The organism is Cobetia sp. PDI-23MA (genome assembly GCF_059507735.1).
Genome location: NZ_CM183352.1, coordinates 1,392,655 through 1,411,512, shown reverse-complemented (window position 1 = coordinate 1,411,512; position 18,858 = coordinate 1,392,655). Strand labels below are relative to the sequence as shown.

At 56.0% G+C, this 18,858-nt stretch carries 11 protein-coding genes, 1 pseudogene and 1 CRISPR repeat array; of the genes and pseudogenes, 1 reads left to right on the top strand and 11 read right to left on the bottom strand.

Translation table 11 applies throughout. The features are described 5' to 3' along the window. Nucleotide 1 precedes the first annotated feature (1 nt). The 4 genes and pseudogenes from AC5WNJ_RS06040 to AC5WNJ_RS06025 all read right to left on the bottom strand — a co-directional run bounded on the left by AC5WNJ_RS06040 (nt 2) and on the right by AC5WNJ_RS06025 (nt 4,258). The gene (locus AC5WNJ_RS06040; protein ID WP_495930691.1) at nt 2-1,144 is read right to left on the bottom strand and encodes an SIR2 family protein; all 1,143 of its coding nucleotides are present in this window, start codon (nt 1,142-1,144) and stop codon (nt 2-4) included. A gap of 245 nt (nt 1,145-1,389) precedes the next feature. Beyond that, nucleotides 1,390-2,252: pseudogene (locus tag AC5WNJ_RS06035) on the bottom strand (IS5 family transposase). Nucleotides 2,253-2,431: 179 nt separating this feature from the next. Next, nucleotides 2,432-3,052 carry a hypothetical protein gene (locus tag AC5WNJ_RS06030; RefSeq protein ID WP_495930690.1) on the bottom strand — a complete coding sequence of 207 codons (621 nt, stop codon included), beginning with the start codon at nt 3,050-3,052 and terminating at the stop codon, nt 2,432-2,434. An 81-nt stretch (nt 3,053-3,133) separates the two neighbouring features. Next, the gene (locus AC5WNJ_RS06025) at nt 3,134-4,258 is read right to left on the bottom strand and encodes a DUF3800 domain-containing protein (protein ID WP_253062073.1); all 1,125 of its coding nucleotides are present in this window, start codon (nt 4,256-4,258) and stop codon (nt 3,134-3,136) included. An 827-nt stretch (nt 4,259-5,085) separates the two neighbouring features. Here AC5WNJ_RS06025 and AC5WNJ_RS06020 point away from each other — a divergent pair. Next, entirely contained in the window at nt 5,086-6,078 is a 993-nt protein-coding gene (locus AC5WNJ_RS06020; RefSeq protein WP_495930689.1) for an IS30 family transposase, read from the top strand. Here the strand turns inward: AC5WNJ_RS06020 and AC5WNJ_RS06015 are convergent. The 7 genes from AC5WNJ_RS06015 to cas7e all read right to left on the bottom strand — a co-directional run bounded on the left by AC5WNJ_RS06015 (nt 6,037) and on the right by cas7e (nt 18,840). After that, nucleotides 6,037-6,402 carry a nucleotide pyrophosphohydrolase gene (locus AC5WNJ_RS06015; RefSeq protein WP_495930688.1) on the bottom strand — a complete coding sequence of 122 codons (366 nt, stop codon included), beginning with the start codon at nt 6,400-6,402 and terminating at the stop codon, nt 6,037-6,039. The genes AC5WNJ_RS06020 and AC5WNJ_RS06015 overlap by 42 nt on opposite strands. Nucleotides 6,403-6,512: 110 nt before the next feature. Beyond that, nucleotides 6,513-8,903: a DNA/RNA helicase domain-containing protein gene (locus AC5WNJ_RS06010; protein ID WP_253062077.1), complete on the bottom strand. Its 2,391-nt coding sequence runs from the start codon at nt 8,901-8,903 to the stop codon at nt 6,513-6,515. 456 nt (nt 8,904-9,359) lie between these two features. Further along, nucleotides 9,360-14,942: direct repeats of the CRISPR family, unit length 29 nt; unit sequence CGGTTGAGCCCCGCGCATGCGGGGATCGG. A gap of 105 nt (nt 14,943-15,047) precedes the next feature. Continuing rightward, nucleotides 15,048-15,344, bottom strand: a complete 297-nt coding sequence (cas2e, locus tag AC5WNJ_RS06005) for a type I-E CRISPR-associated endoribonuclease Cas2e (RefSeq protein WP_253062079.1) — start codon at nt 15,342-15,344, stop codon at nt 15,048-15,050. 1 nt (nt 15,345) lies between these two features. Beyond that, nucleotides 15,346-16,266 (bottom strand): type I-E CRISPR-associated endonuclease Cas1e, encoded by a 921-nt coding sequence (gene cas1e, locus AC5WNJ_RS06000; RefSeq protein ID WP_495930687.1) that lies wholly within the window; start codon nt 16,264-16,266, stop codon nt 15,346-15,348. A 37-nt stretch (nt 16,267-16,303) separates the two neighbouring features. Further along, nucleotides 16,304-17,005, bottom strand: a complete 702-nt coding sequence (gene cas6e, locus AC5WNJ_RS05995; protein WP_495930686.1) for a type I-E CRISPR-associated protein Cas6/Cse3/CasE — start codon at nt 17,003-17,005, stop codon at nt 16,304-16,306. After that, the gene (cas5e, locus tag AC5WNJ_RS05990; RefSeq protein ID WP_495930685.1) at nt 17,005-17,757 is read right to left on the bottom strand and encodes a type I-E CRISPR-associated protein Cas5/CasD; all 753 of its coding nucleotides are present in this window, start codon (nt 17,755-17,757) and stop codon (nt 17,005-17,007) included. The genes cas6e and cas5e overlap by 1 nt, the downstream gene beginning before the upstream one ends. 9 nt (nt 17,758-17,766) lie before the next feature. After that, on the bottom strand, nt 17,767-18,840 hold the full coding sequence (gene cas7e / locus AC5WNJ_RS05985; RefSeq protein ID WP_495930684.1) for a type I-E CRISPR-associated protein Cas7/Cse4/CasC: 1,074 nt from the start codon (nt 18,838-18,840) through the stop codon (nt 17,767-17,769). Between the last annotated feature and the right edge of the window lie 18 nt (nt 18,841-18,858).

The following is an 18,858-nucleotide window of genomic DNA, read 5'->3' as shown; positions in this document are numbered from 1 at the left end:
ATCAAATCCCCCCTTCAAGGATATTAGTTAAGTTTTCAAACTTCCACCATTCAATACTATTTATAGAGTTCACCTTATGCTCGGCGTGGAAAAATCCTTTATCTGCAAAAATTAGCACTTGTTCATTAATCGAGCTATCTTCATACCAAGCCTGAAGCACACCATTAGGCTCTGCTTCACTGGTAAATGCAATCACGGTTAGATTACCATTTGAAGCTTTCAAACCGCGTTCAATTTCTAGATTGATGTGTGCATCACCAAAACTATACCCAGTGATCAACAAAACACGTTGACTACCACCTTGTGGATTTAAAACTACTCTAGCTCGATGCATTAAGTTTGCATAGGGGTCGAGCTGTGTTTCACGATACTTAGTCGAAGCAGGCCATATCATTATCTTTGTAGCTTGATCTTGACTTCGCTTCAAATGTGGAGCTATGCGCAACGGTGTTGATAAAGAAGAATGTTCAGCCCAATTGATTGATCCATGTAGTTTAAAGACTCGAGCATCTAAATTGTTCTGTTCAAATGTCGAAGGGTTCCACCATCCTGATACACCGCCTTCTAAACCATCGGCATATCTTAATTGTGATAGTGCGAGCGAGTCTTCAATTAACGTGTCATAATTCATCACAAGGTAATCAATGTTACTCGACAGGTTATTTTTGCCTGGTCGCATTGGTCGATGCAATGCCTGAACAAAACGCTCATGTATTGCAGAATCCACTTCAATATTGATTACATCAAAAATTGCCAATTTTATCTCATTTACCGCTTGCAATAGCTGGCTATCACTATACTCAATACCACTAATAGCCACTTTGCTCGCAGTCACATTGCGGTTTTTTCGACGAGCCGAGATAGCAAGCCAATCGACGAGTTCACTTAAGTAATCTTCAATATGTGAATCTGGACTTGCGCCAGCAAAAGAACTTTGTATAGCAGTCAATATCTGCCTTGAGTCCTCGGAGAGCCTGTCACTTTTTAAAACTCTTTCTGTTAGCTGATTTGTTAACGGAAGATTAGCACAAAAACTTGCCCCAGCACCTAATAGAACCACTTTTGAATGTGAGAGCAACTCTTCGAGTTTGTTTAGTGCTGCTCTGAACTCTTTTTGTTCGAAAACGGTAGTATCGAATGCCATACTCCCTCCTTTAGTTTTATACAAAAAGTATGACCGCAGGTTCTATGTGTAACATCTGAATTTCTTTGTAATGTTTTAGGCTTATAGTATACGCAAAATTAAATATTACCGACCGTGACACTATTCAAAGTTTTCTCTCCTAAGGCTTGAGCCTTCTAACTAATATCTAGTGACTGAGACGTTCCGCCTCTATCATTAACTGTAGGGTGCCGGATGATCGGATTTCACAACGAAGCTACCCTTTGTTAGGTTCTGTACGAAAAGTCGGCTCGTAGGCAGCGCCGTATGCAATCTACGCATACCATCGCATAAAAGCTACGGGCCAACTTGTCATATCGCGTCGCAATACGACGGGACTCTTTCAACTAACTGAAAGAGCGCTCCACGATATTCCGCTGACGGTACATGGGTTTATCGAAACCGCGTGGGAGACCTTGCCGGGGTTTCCGCTTCATCTTTCGTTGAGCGATGATCGGCTTGATTCGTACACGGTCGCAGTAACGGCGCAATTCGCCACTGTCATAGCCCTTGTCTGCCACGATGTAGCGGCAACGTTTTCGTGGCCGACCAAGACTCCCCGGTAGATGAACCTTTTTCAGGGTGGGCATGAAGTACCGTGTACCCGACTCTTGCCCCGCCGACAGCGAGAAGGCGATGGACCAGCCAAGGCGATCACAGATCAAATGGATTTTGGTCGTGATGCCGCCACGACTCCGGCCCAATGCATGGTCTAAGGGTTCTTCAGATCCCCCCTTTCCCCCCTTTTTGCCTCCACCAGCGGAGGCGCGTGTTACACGAACGGCGGTTGAGTCGATCATCCAGATATCGAGATCCATCAGGCCATCTTCACGAAGCCGAAGTTGAAGCCGCGACAAGACCGCCTCAAAGGTACCGTCATCACGCCATTGTCGGAACCTGGCGTAGACAGTACTCCAAGGGCCATAACGTTCGGGAAGGTCGCACCACTTGGTGCCAGAGCAGAGGGCCCCAAGGTGCCGTTCAGCATCTGTCTGTCGTCTTTTCTGGGCCTGCCCATCGATTGAGCCGGTGAGACAATATCTTCGATCAACTGCCATTGGCTATTCGAGATTTCGTAGCGTCCTGCCATACCACACCTATGCTGGGAGTGCATGGGTAACATTAGCGAAAATGACTTTTAGCACAAAACCTAGCACGAAATGTCCTGATTAACTTTTGCCTAACGCTTACAACTTGCGCGCCCCATAGAATGGAGCAGAAGGTGGAATACAGTGAGCTTTGCTGTGGCTGCGTTAACAGCCTCGGGAGTCAAAGTCCTTGTTCTTTCTCCAGCTCTGCAACTTCACTTAGGGTAACTTTTGGATTTTTCTTGGCTTCAGCCAAAAATAGACTTGCATGACGGAGGATAAGATGTGAGAAAAACCCCTTAGTAAGATTTTTATTCGATAGCCCGATATCCTTTCTCATTGCACGAAAAAGCTCATCCATCAGAAAAACGGTTTGAGCGTCTGGCTCCTTGTATAACATGTACTCTTTCCACTTGATAAAGGCCTTCAAAACATCGGGGCCGCCCCAAACAACAAGTTTCCGTTGCCATTCCTGAAGAAAAGAGACCAGATTTTCTGAATCCGCTTTTCCTTTTTTATAAAAAAGAGAAAAAAACTGTTTTAAGAAATCATCATACATCTCAATTTTTTGAGAGCGAAGATGAGATTCCGCTTCTTTTACCCGCTCCAAATATCGACCTAGCACTAAAGTTACCGTCGCGACGATAATCGTGGATGAGGCCGTTAGCATACCAACGGCCAGATCTGAATTTAAAGTCGCAAACCAACTCCATAACGATGTGATCAGCCAGTAAAGTCCAGCAAAAACCGCTATTAAAATAGCAAAACCCAGCGCCATTTTTTTATTTTGTGCTTTTTCCATATCAAATCTCAGATGCTAATGCTTGAATAACCAACACAGCTTTCTGCGTGCAGCGCTGCGGGCGTGAATTCCACTGACTCTTCAAGCGTTATTCATAGCTTTAAGCCTATGAATTTCACTTATTCTCTTCATTTCTCTCCCCCTTTTTATTTGGTCGCTTGTAGGCTCCGGAAGCTCTTCGAACCACTTGCCCCACCGACTTGAAATAGCATGTATGGATATTTCATCAGTATAACCTCTATGACGCTGACTCTTTATCAGAGTAAATAGCTCTGGAGCCAACTCCTTTTTTTCCATAAATCGTTTGAAAACCCACAGATAGATGTCAACGAGTTCCAAACCAGTGCTATCAGTACCAGCTGTGCATGAGATAGGAATTTCAGGCATTCCTCTAAAATCGATTTCAGGTAGACCGATACCATTTGCTATAGGAGCATTTCTATTAGAAGCATAGAAATCAGACAGTTTTCTCTGACTTCTATTAAATTGAGACTGTTTATCAACAATAATTTTAGATGCAGTTTTTCCACTCTTGATTAAACGTGAAGAAATACCATGCATCACAGCCTGAAAACCTATTAAATTTGGAGTTATTTGCAAAAGATCATTTTTACTTTCCACATTGTAGCAAATCTTGTTAGGATTATCTGCAGCCCAGCTTAGGGCATCTCCTATGACTTGACGAGAACGTTCGTCAGGTAAGGCCACACTTCTTTTCTTCAATTCTAAGCAGATACTAGATAAAGATTCATTTGCTCGCTCCGTTTTCAAACTTATACGGGCGCTCCACGCCTCTCTTAACAGGTCCTCATCAAAAAGTGCTGCCAACCTTATAAGAAGAACATAGCGCAGTGGTGTCCAATATGAAGTCCAAGGTACTGCCGGATTCATACCTTGATCAAAAACCTGATCAAAGAAGCTTATAAGAGCATGATCAGCTTTAGCCACTCTATAAATATCAAATCGTAGATCGTATCGTTTCCTTATAGCATCTACGTCTTTGACTATCCCGGCGAGCCTACCATTTCCAAGTTCGGCCGCATGTAGTCTCTCTACACCAAGTTTTTTTCTAATCGTCTTAACTTTGCTTTCGGCAATTTCATCTAAATTTATTTTGCTAGAGAGTACTCCATAGTAGAGTATTGGCTGACTTTTATCAAATAAGTTAGCGCCCGTATGTCCGCTTTCATCAACATAAAAAAACAATCTAAACCCTCCATTAATATCAATAAATTAATGCCGCGCGCTACGAATAAATTGGAGCGCAGAGAAATAATTTCCCCGAAAGAAACGCATTATTAGCTGCCATCTTTACAATCATAGGTATCAACGAAAACTCGTAGCTCGTAGATACATTCCATGCCTAGCTTTATATAATATCGAGTGAGAGTCAGGACTGATCTTTCTTAGGCCAATGATTGGATCTATATCATACTTTTTCTTGATCTGAGTTATAGTCGAGTCTGGTGTACAGCTGTAAGGTCATATTCCTGTCAGATTTTTCGGTTACCTGCTCTTCATCCTGGAGCTTGTAGTTAGTGATCACTAGATCCAATTTCTAGAAGTGTTTGATGCGCATCCATCGCTTTTAGGCGTTCTGGCGCAGCTTGAAGATCATCGCCAAAGACGTCGCTCGGAAGTCGCTGTTTCGGCTTCACTTGATACGTAGACAGCCTGTGGTGAAGGTCGACTAGATCGGATTACTGGGCAAGATCGGTATCTCCCCAAGAGAATAGATCTATCGCTGATCAATCAAGCTGAATATGGGGTCTCGAAGTGCTTCGACTTCAAATCTCCTACCGTGATGATTGAACTGATCGCATATTACTATGCATCTCTATCCTCAACGCAATAGGAGTGTTGTACCCAAAGTCTGCACCCCCCCAATATTTAATTAACATAGTTCGCGAATTTATAAACTTCCTTTAACTCCTGGATTCATAGAATAACCGCAGCACTTTGGACCGCACGGTAGAGGCAGGAGGGCCAGCGCCGGTACCCTTCTCGGCTCACCGACCAAAGTGAAGCAGAGTATGGAATACCGACAGCTGACCCAGACCCAACGATATCAGATCCACGCCCGTTATGACTTGGGCATGAGCCAGCGCCAGATCGGCAGGGAGCTGAACCTCCACAGCAGCACGATCAGCCGTGAAATTCGCCGTAACGCCACCGCTAATGGCTATGATCCCGAGCAGGCTCAGATACTCAGTGATCATCGGCGCCGCACTGCTAACAAGTGGACAAAGCGCCTTCCAGGCATGATGGCCGCCGTTGCCGGTCGGCTACGTGAGGAGTGGAGCCCACAGCAAATCAGTGGCTTCATGGCGCCCTTGGCTGGCGTTAGTGTCAGTCATCAATGGATCTACTCCTTGATCTGGGACGACAAGGCACGGGGTGGTGACCTTTGGCGGCATCTCCGTCAGCCTAAACGCCGCAATAAGCACCGCACGCACGCCAAGAGCGCCGGGTTGGGCAAGATCCCCAATCGAGTCGGTATCGAGCACCGCCCAGATGAGATTGATGACCGGCGCTTCATCGGCCACTGGGAGGGCGATACCGTGATACAGGGGCACAAGCAATCAGGCCTTGTCACGCTGGTCGAGCGTCGCAGTGGCTATTTACTGGCGGCACGATTGCCCAAGATCTCGGCCGAGTTGACACAAGCAGCCATGATCCGCTTGTTGAAGCCGCGTCGGGGAGCGGTCCAGACGATCACACTGGACAATGGATCGGAATTCGCTGGCCACGAAGCGGTGGCCAAGGCCGTGACGGCGACGATGTACTTCTGCGATCCCTACTGCTCTGGACAGCGTGGGACCAACGAGAATACGAATGGCCTGATACGGCAGTACTTCCCCAAAGGAACGGATTTTCGTCAGGTCAGCAATGCAGAGCTACGCAAGGTGGTCGAAAAGCTGAATGACCGTCCTCGAAAGCGACTCGGCTACCGGACACCGGCGCAGGTGTTTCTAGGGGAATACTCAGGTGGGCTGGATACTGCAGGTGCTGCGCTTATTGCTTGAATTCAGGACTTGCTCGATGGGATACTTTTCTGCATTCTTCTCCATCTTCGCCCGACATGCCGCTTCAATATCCACGTTTAGCTTGCCTGCCAGCCGGACTAGGTAGAGCTGAACGTCAGCAATTTCATCGCGCACGGCGGCCAGTTGCTGCTCATCCAGCTCTCTGGACTGCGCCTCGGTCAGCCACTGGAAACATTCCTGCAGCTCTGCTGCCTCTACCGTCAGTGCCATGGCCAAGTTCTTGGGCGAGTGGAACTGGTCCCAGTCACGTTCGGCGGAGAACTCTTCCATCGCATCGTGAAGCTGCTTGAACGGGTCTGTCATATCAAACTCACCTGATAGTTTGGTATTGAATAACGAGTAGCATGACAATTCTGTCACTCGCTATCCAGCAAGTATCTTCATAGACAGCCAACCAACCGCCTCCTGCTCGCTTACAGCACGGAGAGGAATTCGCCGATAACCTTCATGTCCTCAAGCTCGTCCTCGAGCACGATGTCCTTGTAACCGAAGGCGTTGGTCTGGGGCTTCAGCACGATGCGCTGGTTCACGAACTCGCCATACTCCTCGACCTTCTCGCTCTGATACAGCTTGATCGTGAAGCTGCCGCCGTGGTCGGGGTCTTCAATGGCGCGATGCTGCACCACGACGACCTTGCCTTGCCGTGTGCCCCCAGGATTGGCACGAAACAAACACCAAGCGCCATTGGGGATGCGCCGATTCATCGACTCCCCCACTACCCGACTGACGAACAGGTCAGGGCTTACACGGATATGCTCAGGTAGCTCGACCCAATGATGGGTGTCAGCGATTTGCATCTCGCTAAACTCGCCAGCGGCGATACTCAGGTCGTACACGGGCACATGGCGCTCGAACGGCGCTGCCTGGTCACGCGTCACGATGGGAAGGTGCAAGCCATCCAGCGTCTCTGTCTCTTCAGCCAGGTCGGTATGCTCAGTAGCTGACTGTAAACGTGCGAAGGCCGCAAAGTACTCGCGGGTCTCTCGGTCCGTAGCATAGACGTAACAGCCCTTCTGGCCTCGCGTCATCAGAGTTCGATAGGTGTTCTTGACGATCTGATCCGCCACGGCACGAGCGTGCTCTGGTTGCTCCTTGAGCATCTTCTTGTACCCATGCACCGAGCGGTCTTGCCCTGCTCGTTTGGCTGCGTCTGTCACCACGCGGCCATCACGGATCACGAAGTCGTCTCCGATGATGACACCGACGTAATCAAACTCGAGACCTTGGCAGGTATGGATGCAACCGACCTGCTCTGCTGATCCATCGGCGATCGCCCACAGCATGCCATCATCATCGAGGTTCCACTGGGCAGCGAAGCCATGCTCGGGGAAGACGATGTCCATGGCATGCTTGTCCTTCTTGCTCGCCCAGGGCCAGCAGTACCCCGCTACCATTCGTGCCTTGTTGGCTTTGCGGTTCTTCTCGAGAATCGCCTTGCGCAATTCGCTCGGATCATTGAATACCTTGAACTCGTAATCGATACCGTCGAGGTCGGTGTTGGCCGTCGTCCGTATCTGCAGGGAATGATCCAACCAGGCGAGATAGCCGTCGGAACCGTTGCAACGAAACTGTGAGGAAAGTTCGAGCTCATGTACCTCGGCGCCGCATTCATCTGCCCGACGCTTGACCTCCTCTACCGTCCCGACATCCTTCAGCGTGACCCGCTGCGCTTCATCGATAAAGAAGATGGAAAATCGCGATGCCGAGATGATTTCCTTGATCTGGCTCTCACCCAGGTTCTGATACATGCCCGACTTCTCATTCAGGCGGTGCGCCTCGTCAACGATCAGCGCATGAAAGGTATCGGGTTCCGCGCTGACGTAGCTGCCTGAGCCCTTGAACAGGTTATCGATGTGGGTCTTCTTGCGCGTGCCGGTCAGACGCTTCTTGAAGACTTCACGAGGGGCAGAGTTGCGAGACACGTACTGCGTCATCATCTCCCGGTTCGTCAGCTCGACGAGCAGGTTGATCGCGACGACTGACTTGCCCGTCCCCGGCCCGCCCTTGACGATCAGGCACTGCTTCTCGCCACTGCTTGCCTTGTGTGCGAGATCCACGGCGGTTTCATAGACAAGCTTCTGCTCATCGATCATCAAGAATTCAGCATTGCCCTGCATCATCGAGCTGAGCGCGTCCGCCAGATTCTTGCTCGGCTTGATCACACCGTGCTCGATGCGATACATGATGTCGCTACTGTCGCCGTACTTGATGTGCTGACTCAGAAACCTGGAGAGCTTCAAGGCATCCGGTGAGATGAAGACAGGAGCGCGGCTAGTATGGTTCGCATAGAAGGGGTCATTGATGGCATTGCCTTGCTTCATGTTGTGCAGATAGGCACAAGGCACCAGCCGGATCGACTCGGAGCGGACGGTCTCGTTGTAGTCCTCGATCAGCGCACCATAGGACCAGGCTTGATAGGAGGGATGGTTGGTCTCCCGCACACCGCCCCCTAACTGAGTGCGAACGATGGCATCTTTGGTCGTCACCTCAGCGGTCTGCCACTGCTTCAATTCAATGATGACAGCAGAGTCCTCACGCTGGTCATTCTTGCCGGTCAGAATGAAGTCCACTCGGCGATTGGTCAGCGGAATGTTGTATTCGATGGCCACCCCTGCCGAAGCGGGTATCCCCTCGTCGAGGAGAACGCTCATCATGAAGCGCAAGGAGTTCTCCCAGGAGGCCACCTCATTACGCGGCGAATTGCGGCTTAGTTTGCGTGACACCTCATTCTCAATGGCATCAGCGATGACATTGGCCCGAACGTCATCAATGAACTGCTGCTTGGTAGCGTTGTAAACCAGCATGCCCGTTGGGGCTCCTCTCGGTGGTGTGCATCGTTTCCCATGCCATCACACGGCTACCGCACGGCGCTTACCGCTGGGGCGAGCTCCGTCTCATGGCCTTCCACCATGGCGTCCTGCCCTGGCGAGAAATTCATATTGGAATATAGGAAATTTCAAGAAACCTAATAATAGCCGAGTCGAGGCAATCGCGAGAAGGAATCGTTAGTTCAGTGCGACACCATGCGTCGCATTAACGAGACACTCAGCTCGATGTTCAGCGTGTCACGCCGCATCAACGTATGACGCGCCAGGTCCGCCGTGAAGACATTCTCATGGCCTACCAGAGGGTGAACACTCGTAACAAGAGCGCTTAAAGGCCCGTAGGCAAAGGAATTCACTACTGGAGGTAGAGCTTCCACCGGGCAGTAAGTCACCGCGATACCCATCTGATCATTGTGGTGTCCAGATGCCCACCATCGGTTAAACCCCGCGCCTGCGGGGAACGGCGTGCCCAGCGCCTTGCACTGGCGTATCAGCTGCGGTTGAGCCCCGCGCCTGCGGGGATCGGATCAGAATCATTTCCCTGTCCCCTTACTATCCCGGTTGAGCCCCGCGCCTGCGGGGATCGGTGATCGTGTCGAAGTCGATGCGATTCATGTCACGGTTGAGCCCCGCGCCTGCGGGGATCGGCGCGTCCAGGGTAACGGCCCCCGCGTCCAGGGCGGTTGAGCCCCGCGCCTGCGGGGATCGGCGGGCACTAAGGCTCTGGCCCTCGCGCAGCGCCGGTTGAGCCCCGCGCCTACGGGATTCGGATTGGGATTCGTGCATCCATCAATGCATCTAAAGGTTGAGCCCCGCGCCTGCGGGGATCGGTGTCCAGTCACCGGCGTTGAATATGCAGCCGTCGGTTGAGCCCCGCGCCTGCGGGGATCGGGCAGGCCTTCGTCGAGGAGACCACGGACTACGCCGGTTGAGCCCCGCGCCTGCGGGGATCGGGAGGAGGTACTGGAGGAGATTGAGCGCAATGCCGGTTGAGCCCCGCGCCTGCGGGGATCGGTGGGGTTATGCGTGTTTCCGCTTCTGGTGGTGCGGTTGAGCCCCGCGCCTGCGGGGATCGGGCAGGCCTTCGTCGAGGAGACCACGGACTACGCCGGTTGAGCCCCGCGCCTGCGGGGATCGGTTCAGGTCGTTGACCAGGATACGCTGCACCGGCGGTTGAGCCCCGCGCATGCGGGGATCGGGCGGGGCCTGCGCATTGTGCTCCGGGAAAGCGCGGTTGAGCCCCGCGCCTGCGGGGATCGGCTCAGCCGCATCACGCAAAGTAGCACCGTAGTCGGTTGAGCCCCGCGCATGCGGGGATCGGGCCCGCATCCACGGAACCAGCAGAGACGTTGCCCGGTTGAGCCCCGCGCATGCGGGGATCGGGGGTTTGCGAATGAGGTGCCGGTCAGCCCCGGCGGTTGAGCCCCGCGCATGCGGGGATCGGGTCGATGTCGCGCTGACCCGTGAGATCAATGTCGGTTGAGCCCCGCGCATGCGGGGATCGGGCGTGGAATGAGGCGCGGATGGATGCCATAGGCGGTTGAGCCCCGCGCATGCGGGGATCGGGGTGACGCTCTCGAAGCCATTCAGCGTCAAGTCGGTTGAGCCCCGCGCATGCGGGGATCGGTATAGCCCTCGTCATTGGACTCGCGCTCCAGGCGGTTGAGCCCCGCGCATGCGGGGATCGGGCCGTTCTGGCCAATGGCGTCCATGCGCTGTTCGGTTGAGCCCCGCGCATGCGGGGATCGGTGCTGGAAAACGAACAGGCCGGCGCGGTCCAGCGGTTGAGCCCCGCGCATGCGGGGATCGGCCGTTCACCACCTGGTCGCAGATAGTGACCGACGGTTGAGCCCCGCGCATGCGGGGATCGGTCAGGTGGTGGGGCTAAGTAATGGAAGAGAGGCGGTTGAGCCCCGCGCATGCGGGGATCGGCTGGGCAGCGGGGCCTTCACTATAGAATTGCACGGTTGAGCCCCGCGCATGCGGGGATCGGCTCCTCTATGCGCTGCCGCGCGTCGTCTTCGTCGGTTGAGCCCCGCGCATGCGGGGATCGGCCTAAGATCATAGCAGTGATCGCCGTGACAGTCGGTTGAGCCCCGCGCATGCGGGGATCGGCGTCTATGATGAAGCTCAGCAACGCTGGCCAACGGTTGAGCCCCGCGCATGCGGGGATCGGTTACCGCCGCACCACGCCAAACGGCCCCCGCGCGGTTGAGCCCCGCGCATGCGGGGATCGGTTCGGATGGAGCGTGACAGCTACGGGCTGGACCGGTTGAGCCCCGCGCATGCGGGGATCGGGTGCGCGAGGAGATGACCGTCATTCCTTACACCGGTTGAGCCCCGCGCATGCGGGGATCGGTCCAGGTCACGCCAGAACGGCAGCTCGGCAATCGGTTGAGCCCCGCGCATGCGGGGATCGGAGTGCCCCAGCAGGTCGCGCACTGTTGTCATGCGGTTGAGCCCCGCGCATGCGGGGATCGGTAGAGGTTGCTAGTTACATGCTCGGCAGCTGGCGGTTGAGCCCCGCGCATGCGGGGATCGGATGCCTTACACTGATGAACAGTGCGCTGCTTCCGGTTGAGCCCCGCGCATGCGGGGATCGGGTCCATGGGACGCCACCTGGCTCGCTGACTGTCGGTTGAGCCCCGCGCATGCGGGGATCGGGAGGCCCAGGGTCACTCCAACAACGCACAGGGCGGTTGAGCCCCGCGCATGCGGGGATCGGTGTCGAAGTTCTCGGAGTTGTCGAGCAGATCTCGGTTGAGCCCCGCGCATGCGGGGATCGGTACAACCCGGACGCCAAACGCCATCCGCTGGCCGGTTGAGCCCCGCGCATGCGGGGATCGGCCACCTCATCGGGTGGCCTTTTCTCATTTGGTCGGTTGAGCCCCGCGCATGCGGGGATCGGCCATGTTGTTCCCCTTACCCGCTTTTGATTGTCGGTTGAGCCCCGCGCATGCGGGGATCGGCCCTGATTGATGATGAGGTCAACGCTCTCATACGGTTGAGCCCCGCGCATGCGGGGATCGGTCTGTAACAGAGAACACAGCGCCATTGCCCCCCGGTTGAGCCCCGCGCATGCGGGGATCGGCTTGGCGATAGGCTACCTGGTTCCTATTGGGGCGGTTGAGCCCCGCGCATGCGGGGATCGGCCGAGCTGATGACCCTTTTCATAGACCCTGACCGGTTGAGCCCCGCGCATGCGGGGATCGGCCGAACGACGAGGCCGAGCCGCTATCAACGACCGGTTGAGCCCCGCGCATGCGGGGATCGGAGTAATCATGGCATGGTTGCCATACTGGTCAGCGGTTGAGCCCCGCGCATGCGGGGATCGGGGCGTTCAGCAGCTCAGTAACCAGAATGGCAACGGTTGAGCCCCGCGCATGCGGGGATCGGCGTGACCCGACGTAGAACTCGGGGTTGTTCTCCGGTTGAGCCCCGCGCATGCGGGGATCGGGAATCCTTGAAGCCCTTTACACTACCAGTATTCGGTTGAGCCCCGCGCATGCGGGGATCGGCCGCAATCCAGATCCGCCGCTAGCGCCTCCATCGGTTGAGCCCCGCGCATGCGGGGATCGGCCCTTCACGCGAGTGAAGCTCATCAGTGGGCGCGGTTGAGCCCCGCGCATGCGGGGATCGGACATTCTCCTTGGCCTCTGCCCTGAGCCGGGCCGGTTGAGCCCCGCGCATGCGGGGATCGGGCCCGGGCATTCGGCTTTGACGACAACATGCGCGGTTGAGCCCCGCGCATGCGGGGATCGGTATCAATTTCCTTCGTTAACGCTGCATTCATGCGGTTGAGCCCCGCGCATGCGGGGATCGGTGGAGAACGTGCTTATCCATGGTGTTGGCCAGCGGTTGAGCCCCGCGCATGCGGGGATCGGCTTCGCAGCACTGTCAATCGCCCATCGCCACTCGGTTGAGCCCCGCGCATGCGGGGATCGGGCCGTGCTTGCTGATTAATGCGTCTCGGGCTGCGGTTGAGCCCCGCGCATGCGGGGATCGGCCTGGTCAGGCGCTGGCAAGAATGGCGCGGGCCGGTTGAGCCCCGCGCATGCGGGGATCGGCCTGGTCAGGCACTGGCAAGAATGGCGCGGGCCGGTTGAGCCCCGCGCATGCGGGGATCGGCTCTGACCAGCATCTGCTACGTTAATACCATACGGTTGAGCCCCGCGCATGCGGGGATCGGGGCCAGACTCGTACTCGCCATCCAGCTCGAAATGGTTGAGCCCCGCGCATGCGGGGATCGGGGCCAGACTCGTACTCGCCATCCAGCTCGAAATGGTTGAGCCCCGCGCATGCGGGGATCGGCTCTATGCTGTCGCGTAGTGTCTCTGCGGTATCGGTTGAGCCCCGCGCATGCGGGGATCGGCTCTTGATCTCTATCAGAATCATTCCCCTGCCGGTTGAGCCCCGCGCATGCGGGGATCGGACGCCCGTTATAGACGTCCTGTGCCTCGGACTCGGTTGAGCCCCGCGCATGCGGGGATCGGTTCCTCGCCGATAGCGTGCCAGCCGCTACGGACGGTTGAGCCCCGCGCCTGCGGGGATCGGCCCCAGGAAATAGTCACGAGCGGCGTCGATCGCGGTTGAGCCCCGCGCCTGCGGGGATCGGGCCATCGAGGCTGCGCTAGAGGATTGTGCGCGCGGTTGAGCCCCGCGCCTGCGGGGATCGGAAGGCAGCACCCAAAGGCAACCAATGAAAAAACGGTTGAGCCCCGCGCCTGCGGGGATCGGGCGGCAGCGGCACCGATCAAGGTGGCGATGGACGGTTGAGCCCCGCGCCTGCGGGGATCGGTGGTTTCACAGGATTCACAGGGCGGGACTGTTCGGTTGAGCCCCGCGCCTGCGGGGATCGGTGGGGCGGCCTCGATCCTGATATGGCCGTGTTCGGTTGAGCCCCGCGCCTGCGGGGATCGGGGCCAGCGCATTCGGGAAAGGTCTTGCTGCATGGGTTGAGCCCCGCGCCTGCGGGGATCGGGTCCCTACTGATGCTCAGGTTGAGGCGAAATTCGGTTGAGCCCCGCGCCTGCGGGGATCGGAGATCATAGAGCGTCTGCTCTGCCGCCTTGGCCGGTTGAGCCCCGCGCCTGCGGGGATCGGGCCTTCTCGGCCTTGATCCCGCATTGCAGATGCGGTTGAGCCCCGCGCCTGCGGGGATCGGCTCGCCACCAACGCTCATGGTGGTGGCCAGGGCGGTTGAGCCCCGCGCCTGCGGGGATCGGCGGATCAGTTTCGTAGCGCGGGTCGGACATCGCGGTTGAGCCCCGCGCCTGCGGGGATCGGGCAAGCGAGTCGGGGCGGCCGGCGAAGTAATACGGTTGAGCCCCGCGCCTGCGGGGATCGGCATGGCCTCGTCGTCAATGTCGCCTTTCGGCACGGTTGAGCCCCGCGCCTGCGGGGATCAGCGCCAACGCCCGAATTTCAGGGGTCCTGTCCGCGGTTGAGCCCCGCGCCTGCGGGGATCGGGGCAAAGCCACTGGCGGCCACCTTCGTGCATGCGGTTGAGCCCCGCGCCTGCGGGGATCGGTTCAAGGTGGCACGGGCAGCCACGGCCCGTGCCGGTTGAGCCCCGCGCCTGCGGGGATCGGCACGATGGGCGGGTCAGGTGGCCTGCGGGAGGCGGTTGAGCCCCGCGCCTGCGGGGATCGGGCACGCCACTCGACCTTGGCGTCTTCGCGCACCGGTTGAGCCCCGCGCCTGCGGGGATCGGGTGCCATCACCCTCGATGTCGAGCCGCCCAGCCGGTTGAGCCCCGCGCCTGCGGGGATCGGGAGCTGGGTAGCCCGCCACGGATCGTAGGCGACGGTTGAGCCCCGCGCCTGCGGGGATCGGGCAATAAAAAAGGGGATGCCGAATGGCACCCCCGGTTGAGCCCCGCGCCTGCGGGGATCGGCGATCATGAATCCGTCCAAGCCCATACAAAACCGGTTGAGCCCCGCGCCTGCGGGGATCGGTATCACTTCCGTTCCCAATGAGGATGGTGATGCGGTTGAGCCCCGCGCCTGCGGGGATCGGACTAATTATAAGCAATTGTTAAATAAGAGAAAAATCGCCACCGGAAAATCCACCAGCAATTTTACTCATTTCTTGAGCAATATCATTTTAAAAAGTCTAAAAAAATCAATCAGTTGGATTCATCGGATAAAAGCGTACCAAGCGCAAACCGTCATGATCGATGGGTTCGCGCCGGTTGACACCATAGGTCTGAAATTCAAAACCTGATTCATGATTACTGGACCAGGCCATAGCGACGTTGCCATCTTCAGCCAACGCATCAACTTGCTCCCAGATCATTTCGCGGATGCGTAGGCTCACATCACCGATATAGACACCAGCACGAATTTCCAGCAGCCAAATCGCTAGCCTACCGCGTAGACGCGGTGGTACGGCTTCAGTCACCACTACCAGCATGGCCATGTCACTTGCTCCTGTGCCCCTGATTACCCACGGAGACTGGTTCCGGAATAGCTGGCAACATGGCTTCCGGGGCTGGTGATGGTGGTTCAATATCGCCTGCCGCCAAAACATCTTCGATCATAGGAATCAACCTCTGCAAGATGCGACTTTTCTTAAAGGCATCACGGCATGCGATGCGCACCTCTCGCTCAGGAGTCGCGGGTTGATGTGCGGCTATACGAAAGGCCGCAGGAACGACGGTCTCGAATTTGACGATATCAGCAATGTCATAAACAAAGCTTTGGGGCTTACCGGTATGTAGAAAACCGATGGCGGGTGCATAGCCTGCGGCAAGAATCGCGGCTTCAGTTATGCCATACAAACAAGCAGTGGCGGCAGATAGACATTGATTGGCCACGTCTGAGGATTTCCATTGCATCGGGTCATATTGTCGCCCATGCCACTTCACTCCATACTGTTTGGCCAGCATTTGATAAGTCTTGCGAACCCGAGCACCTTCCATGCCACGCAACTGCTCAATACTGCGTCTCGAGGGAGGGGGCTCGCCAAAACGTAGTTCAAACATCTTGCGGACGACTTTCAAACGCAATGAGTCATCCAATGCGAGTTTTGCCTGATAAAGCAACTTATCGGAACGTGCACCGCCAGGCTGACCTGCGCTGTAAAGGCGCACACCAGCCTCACCCACCCAGATCAGAAGTGTCCCCACAGTCGCCGCTAATTTGATAGCGGCGTGTGACACTCGAGTCCCAGGTTCAAGCAGCAAGCAGGTCACTGAGCCGACAGGAATATGCATGCGCTCGCCGTTCACTTCATCAATGACGACGAAAGCCCCGTCTCGAACGTCGACCTGCCCCATGCCAACAAAAATCATCGACATTCGATCTTTCACAGGAATTGGCTTGAGTGGAATAAAACTCATCGCGGCCTCCTTAGCGTCGATCCTTCAGGTCAATGGATTAGAGTCGACGCACCAGCAGTAGTCCGCACCCAAAAGCCTTGGCGCGCCCCAGCCCTTGAGAAATAGTCTCGATCAGCCTCCCCGGATCGGTAACCTCCAGCAGCCCTTCGTAATCGACACTAGAAAAACGAATGGCATCACGGCGGCCAGGCTTTTGAATAACATGTTGACGATAGCCACTCACTTCCGGGTCCATCACCAAGCGAAAACCACCATTTTCAGCACGGATTTTGAGCCAGTCACGAGCCGCTTGGTCCATCGCCTGTACACATGACTCGCTCGTGCGCTGTCCAGCCGGAAACAGCTTCTTGGCTGCCATCAATACATCGCTGCGTGGCGAATGTTTGGCGCCTTCCACACGCCGGGCAACTGTGGGATTAGCGCGCAGCCGAAAAGCCAGTTGATCACCTACCGACAGATTCGGCTCGAAAGACTTGCAGTGCACATCCAACAGTCTTTGAGACGCTGCTGGCTGACGATCGGAAAGTACATAGAATAACGGCAGCCCCTTAGGAGCCTTGCTCTGTCCAATATCGCTTTCTTCCATTTCTTGACGAAAAAGGAAGGGACGAACGCCCTCATGTTCAGGAAAAAGTTGCCAGAGCAATTGATGGGCGGCATAAGCCCCGCCGCCCATTATCTCGAAAAGACTTTCTCGGGAAAGACCATTGAGATCGACCCGTACACGTGAGAGATACATCAGTGCTGCTCCTTGGCATCGGTGTCGCGCACGAAGCGCCGGTATTCGACGCGTGGTCCAAACTGCCAACGGTCTCGGCTCAAAGGTTGATCCCAGACATCGCTGGACTCCACACGGTTGTCATCGCCATCGAGACACTTGGCGCTACCCTCCCAGTAGTACATCACTTCATCCGGCAGCCGCAGCAGGTACTTCTCACCAGGAAGGATGGGCTCGAAATCGCTATCGAGGGCGGCCCGCAATGTCTCGGCAAGCACCCTACGAGCTGCGATAGGAGCGGCCAAAGGGCATGACTTGCGTCCCAGAAAGAGCGGAAAACCTGGACGCTCTAGCGCCTTTTCCATGACCTCTAGCGATATCGTCGCCGATGCTGTAGCCGATATCGCAACGATCCAAAGGCCATCACAGCGATAATCTCGACTGGACAAAATCGTGTTGATGGCTTTGCCTGGTGCGCTGAGCTCATCGCGCCGAGTGCGATAGGTCACCTTGGCTTGAGCCGAGGGCACTTGTGCGGTGTGATAATCCCTCAGCAAGGAACCGGGCGAGCGCTGCTTGATGGCAACGCAAACGCTTTTGCCAAGTGCCTGCTGGCCTGCATCGTCATCGCGCCGGATGCCCAATGCGGCACCGAGCAGTCCGATGATCGCGCCGCGCCCGGGGTGTGTGGCGGTGGGGCGCGTTTCACCCACTGCCGCCCTCCCCCAACTGGCGAGCGGTGCATAAAGCCGAAAAACCAGATACTCCGTCATATCGGCTCCTTAATGAGCAACATGCAAAAACTCGATCAGCGATGCGAGGCTGCCGGTATGCACCTCACCATCCAGATCGGGAGTGGAGTAATTCGGCTCGGCGGATACTACGAAGCGACGCTCGGCCCCCGGACCGTAAGCGGTGTCGAAAGCCTTGGCCTGGCGCTCCAGGCGAGCGATGGCTTCCAGTGACTGATCCTGGCCAGCAATCGGGCGCAAAAACGCAGCAGAAAGGGAGCGCGGCATCTGGTCGCCCTGCTCGGCGAGAACGTAACTGGCATGCGCACGAGAGCCAAAACTATTCTGCTTGCCCTTAGGTGAGGTACGCACGGCGGCCTCTACTAACGCCGCGATGGCACGCTCAGCCAGCTCACTGTTGTCCTGAAGATTGTCGACCAGTTGCCGACGATCGATACAGATATAGGTGTAGAACAGGCCCGCACCAAAGCCGGCTTCGCCCACATGCGCGGCGCCGCGATGCTCGTCGCCGGTATTGAGATCGTCCACGGCAGTGAAATAGTCGTCTTCCACTTCCGCAGCATGCACGGTGATCGCATGTGCAACCTGACAGGCTGCTTCGACGTTATAGGCGGGGACCGCTGCCAGCATGCGACCAAAAAGAGCAATGTCAGCGGCGGCCGGCTTGTGACGCAACAGATCGAGATCGGCTTTGTCGGGTGCACGGTTCTCAGCTGCCAGTGTCTCGATTAGAGCATCCACTGCGGCTTGCTCCTCGGGCCCAATATGCACCAACTGGCTCGTCGCCAACTCATTCTTGGCGACATCACCAAACACTTTGGCAATCTCGGTTGCCCAAGCTTTGGCGTCTTTCTCCTTGACACCTTTTTCGAGCAAGCTGATATGGGCTTCAATACCCACTCGCTTGGTACGCTGTCCACGATGTTGGCCAAGCGCTTCTTCGAATAACGCCGAGGTACGCCAGGTGCGCTTGAGGCTTTGTGACGACACTCGCAGGCGTTTGGCGCCGCCCATGATGGCGGTCTTGGGCCGACCCAGGTCATCACGATTAAGGTTGGCAGGCGGATAGGAGGTCAGAAGGTGAAGCTGAATGAAATGGCTCATGGTCAAAATCCTTTTCGT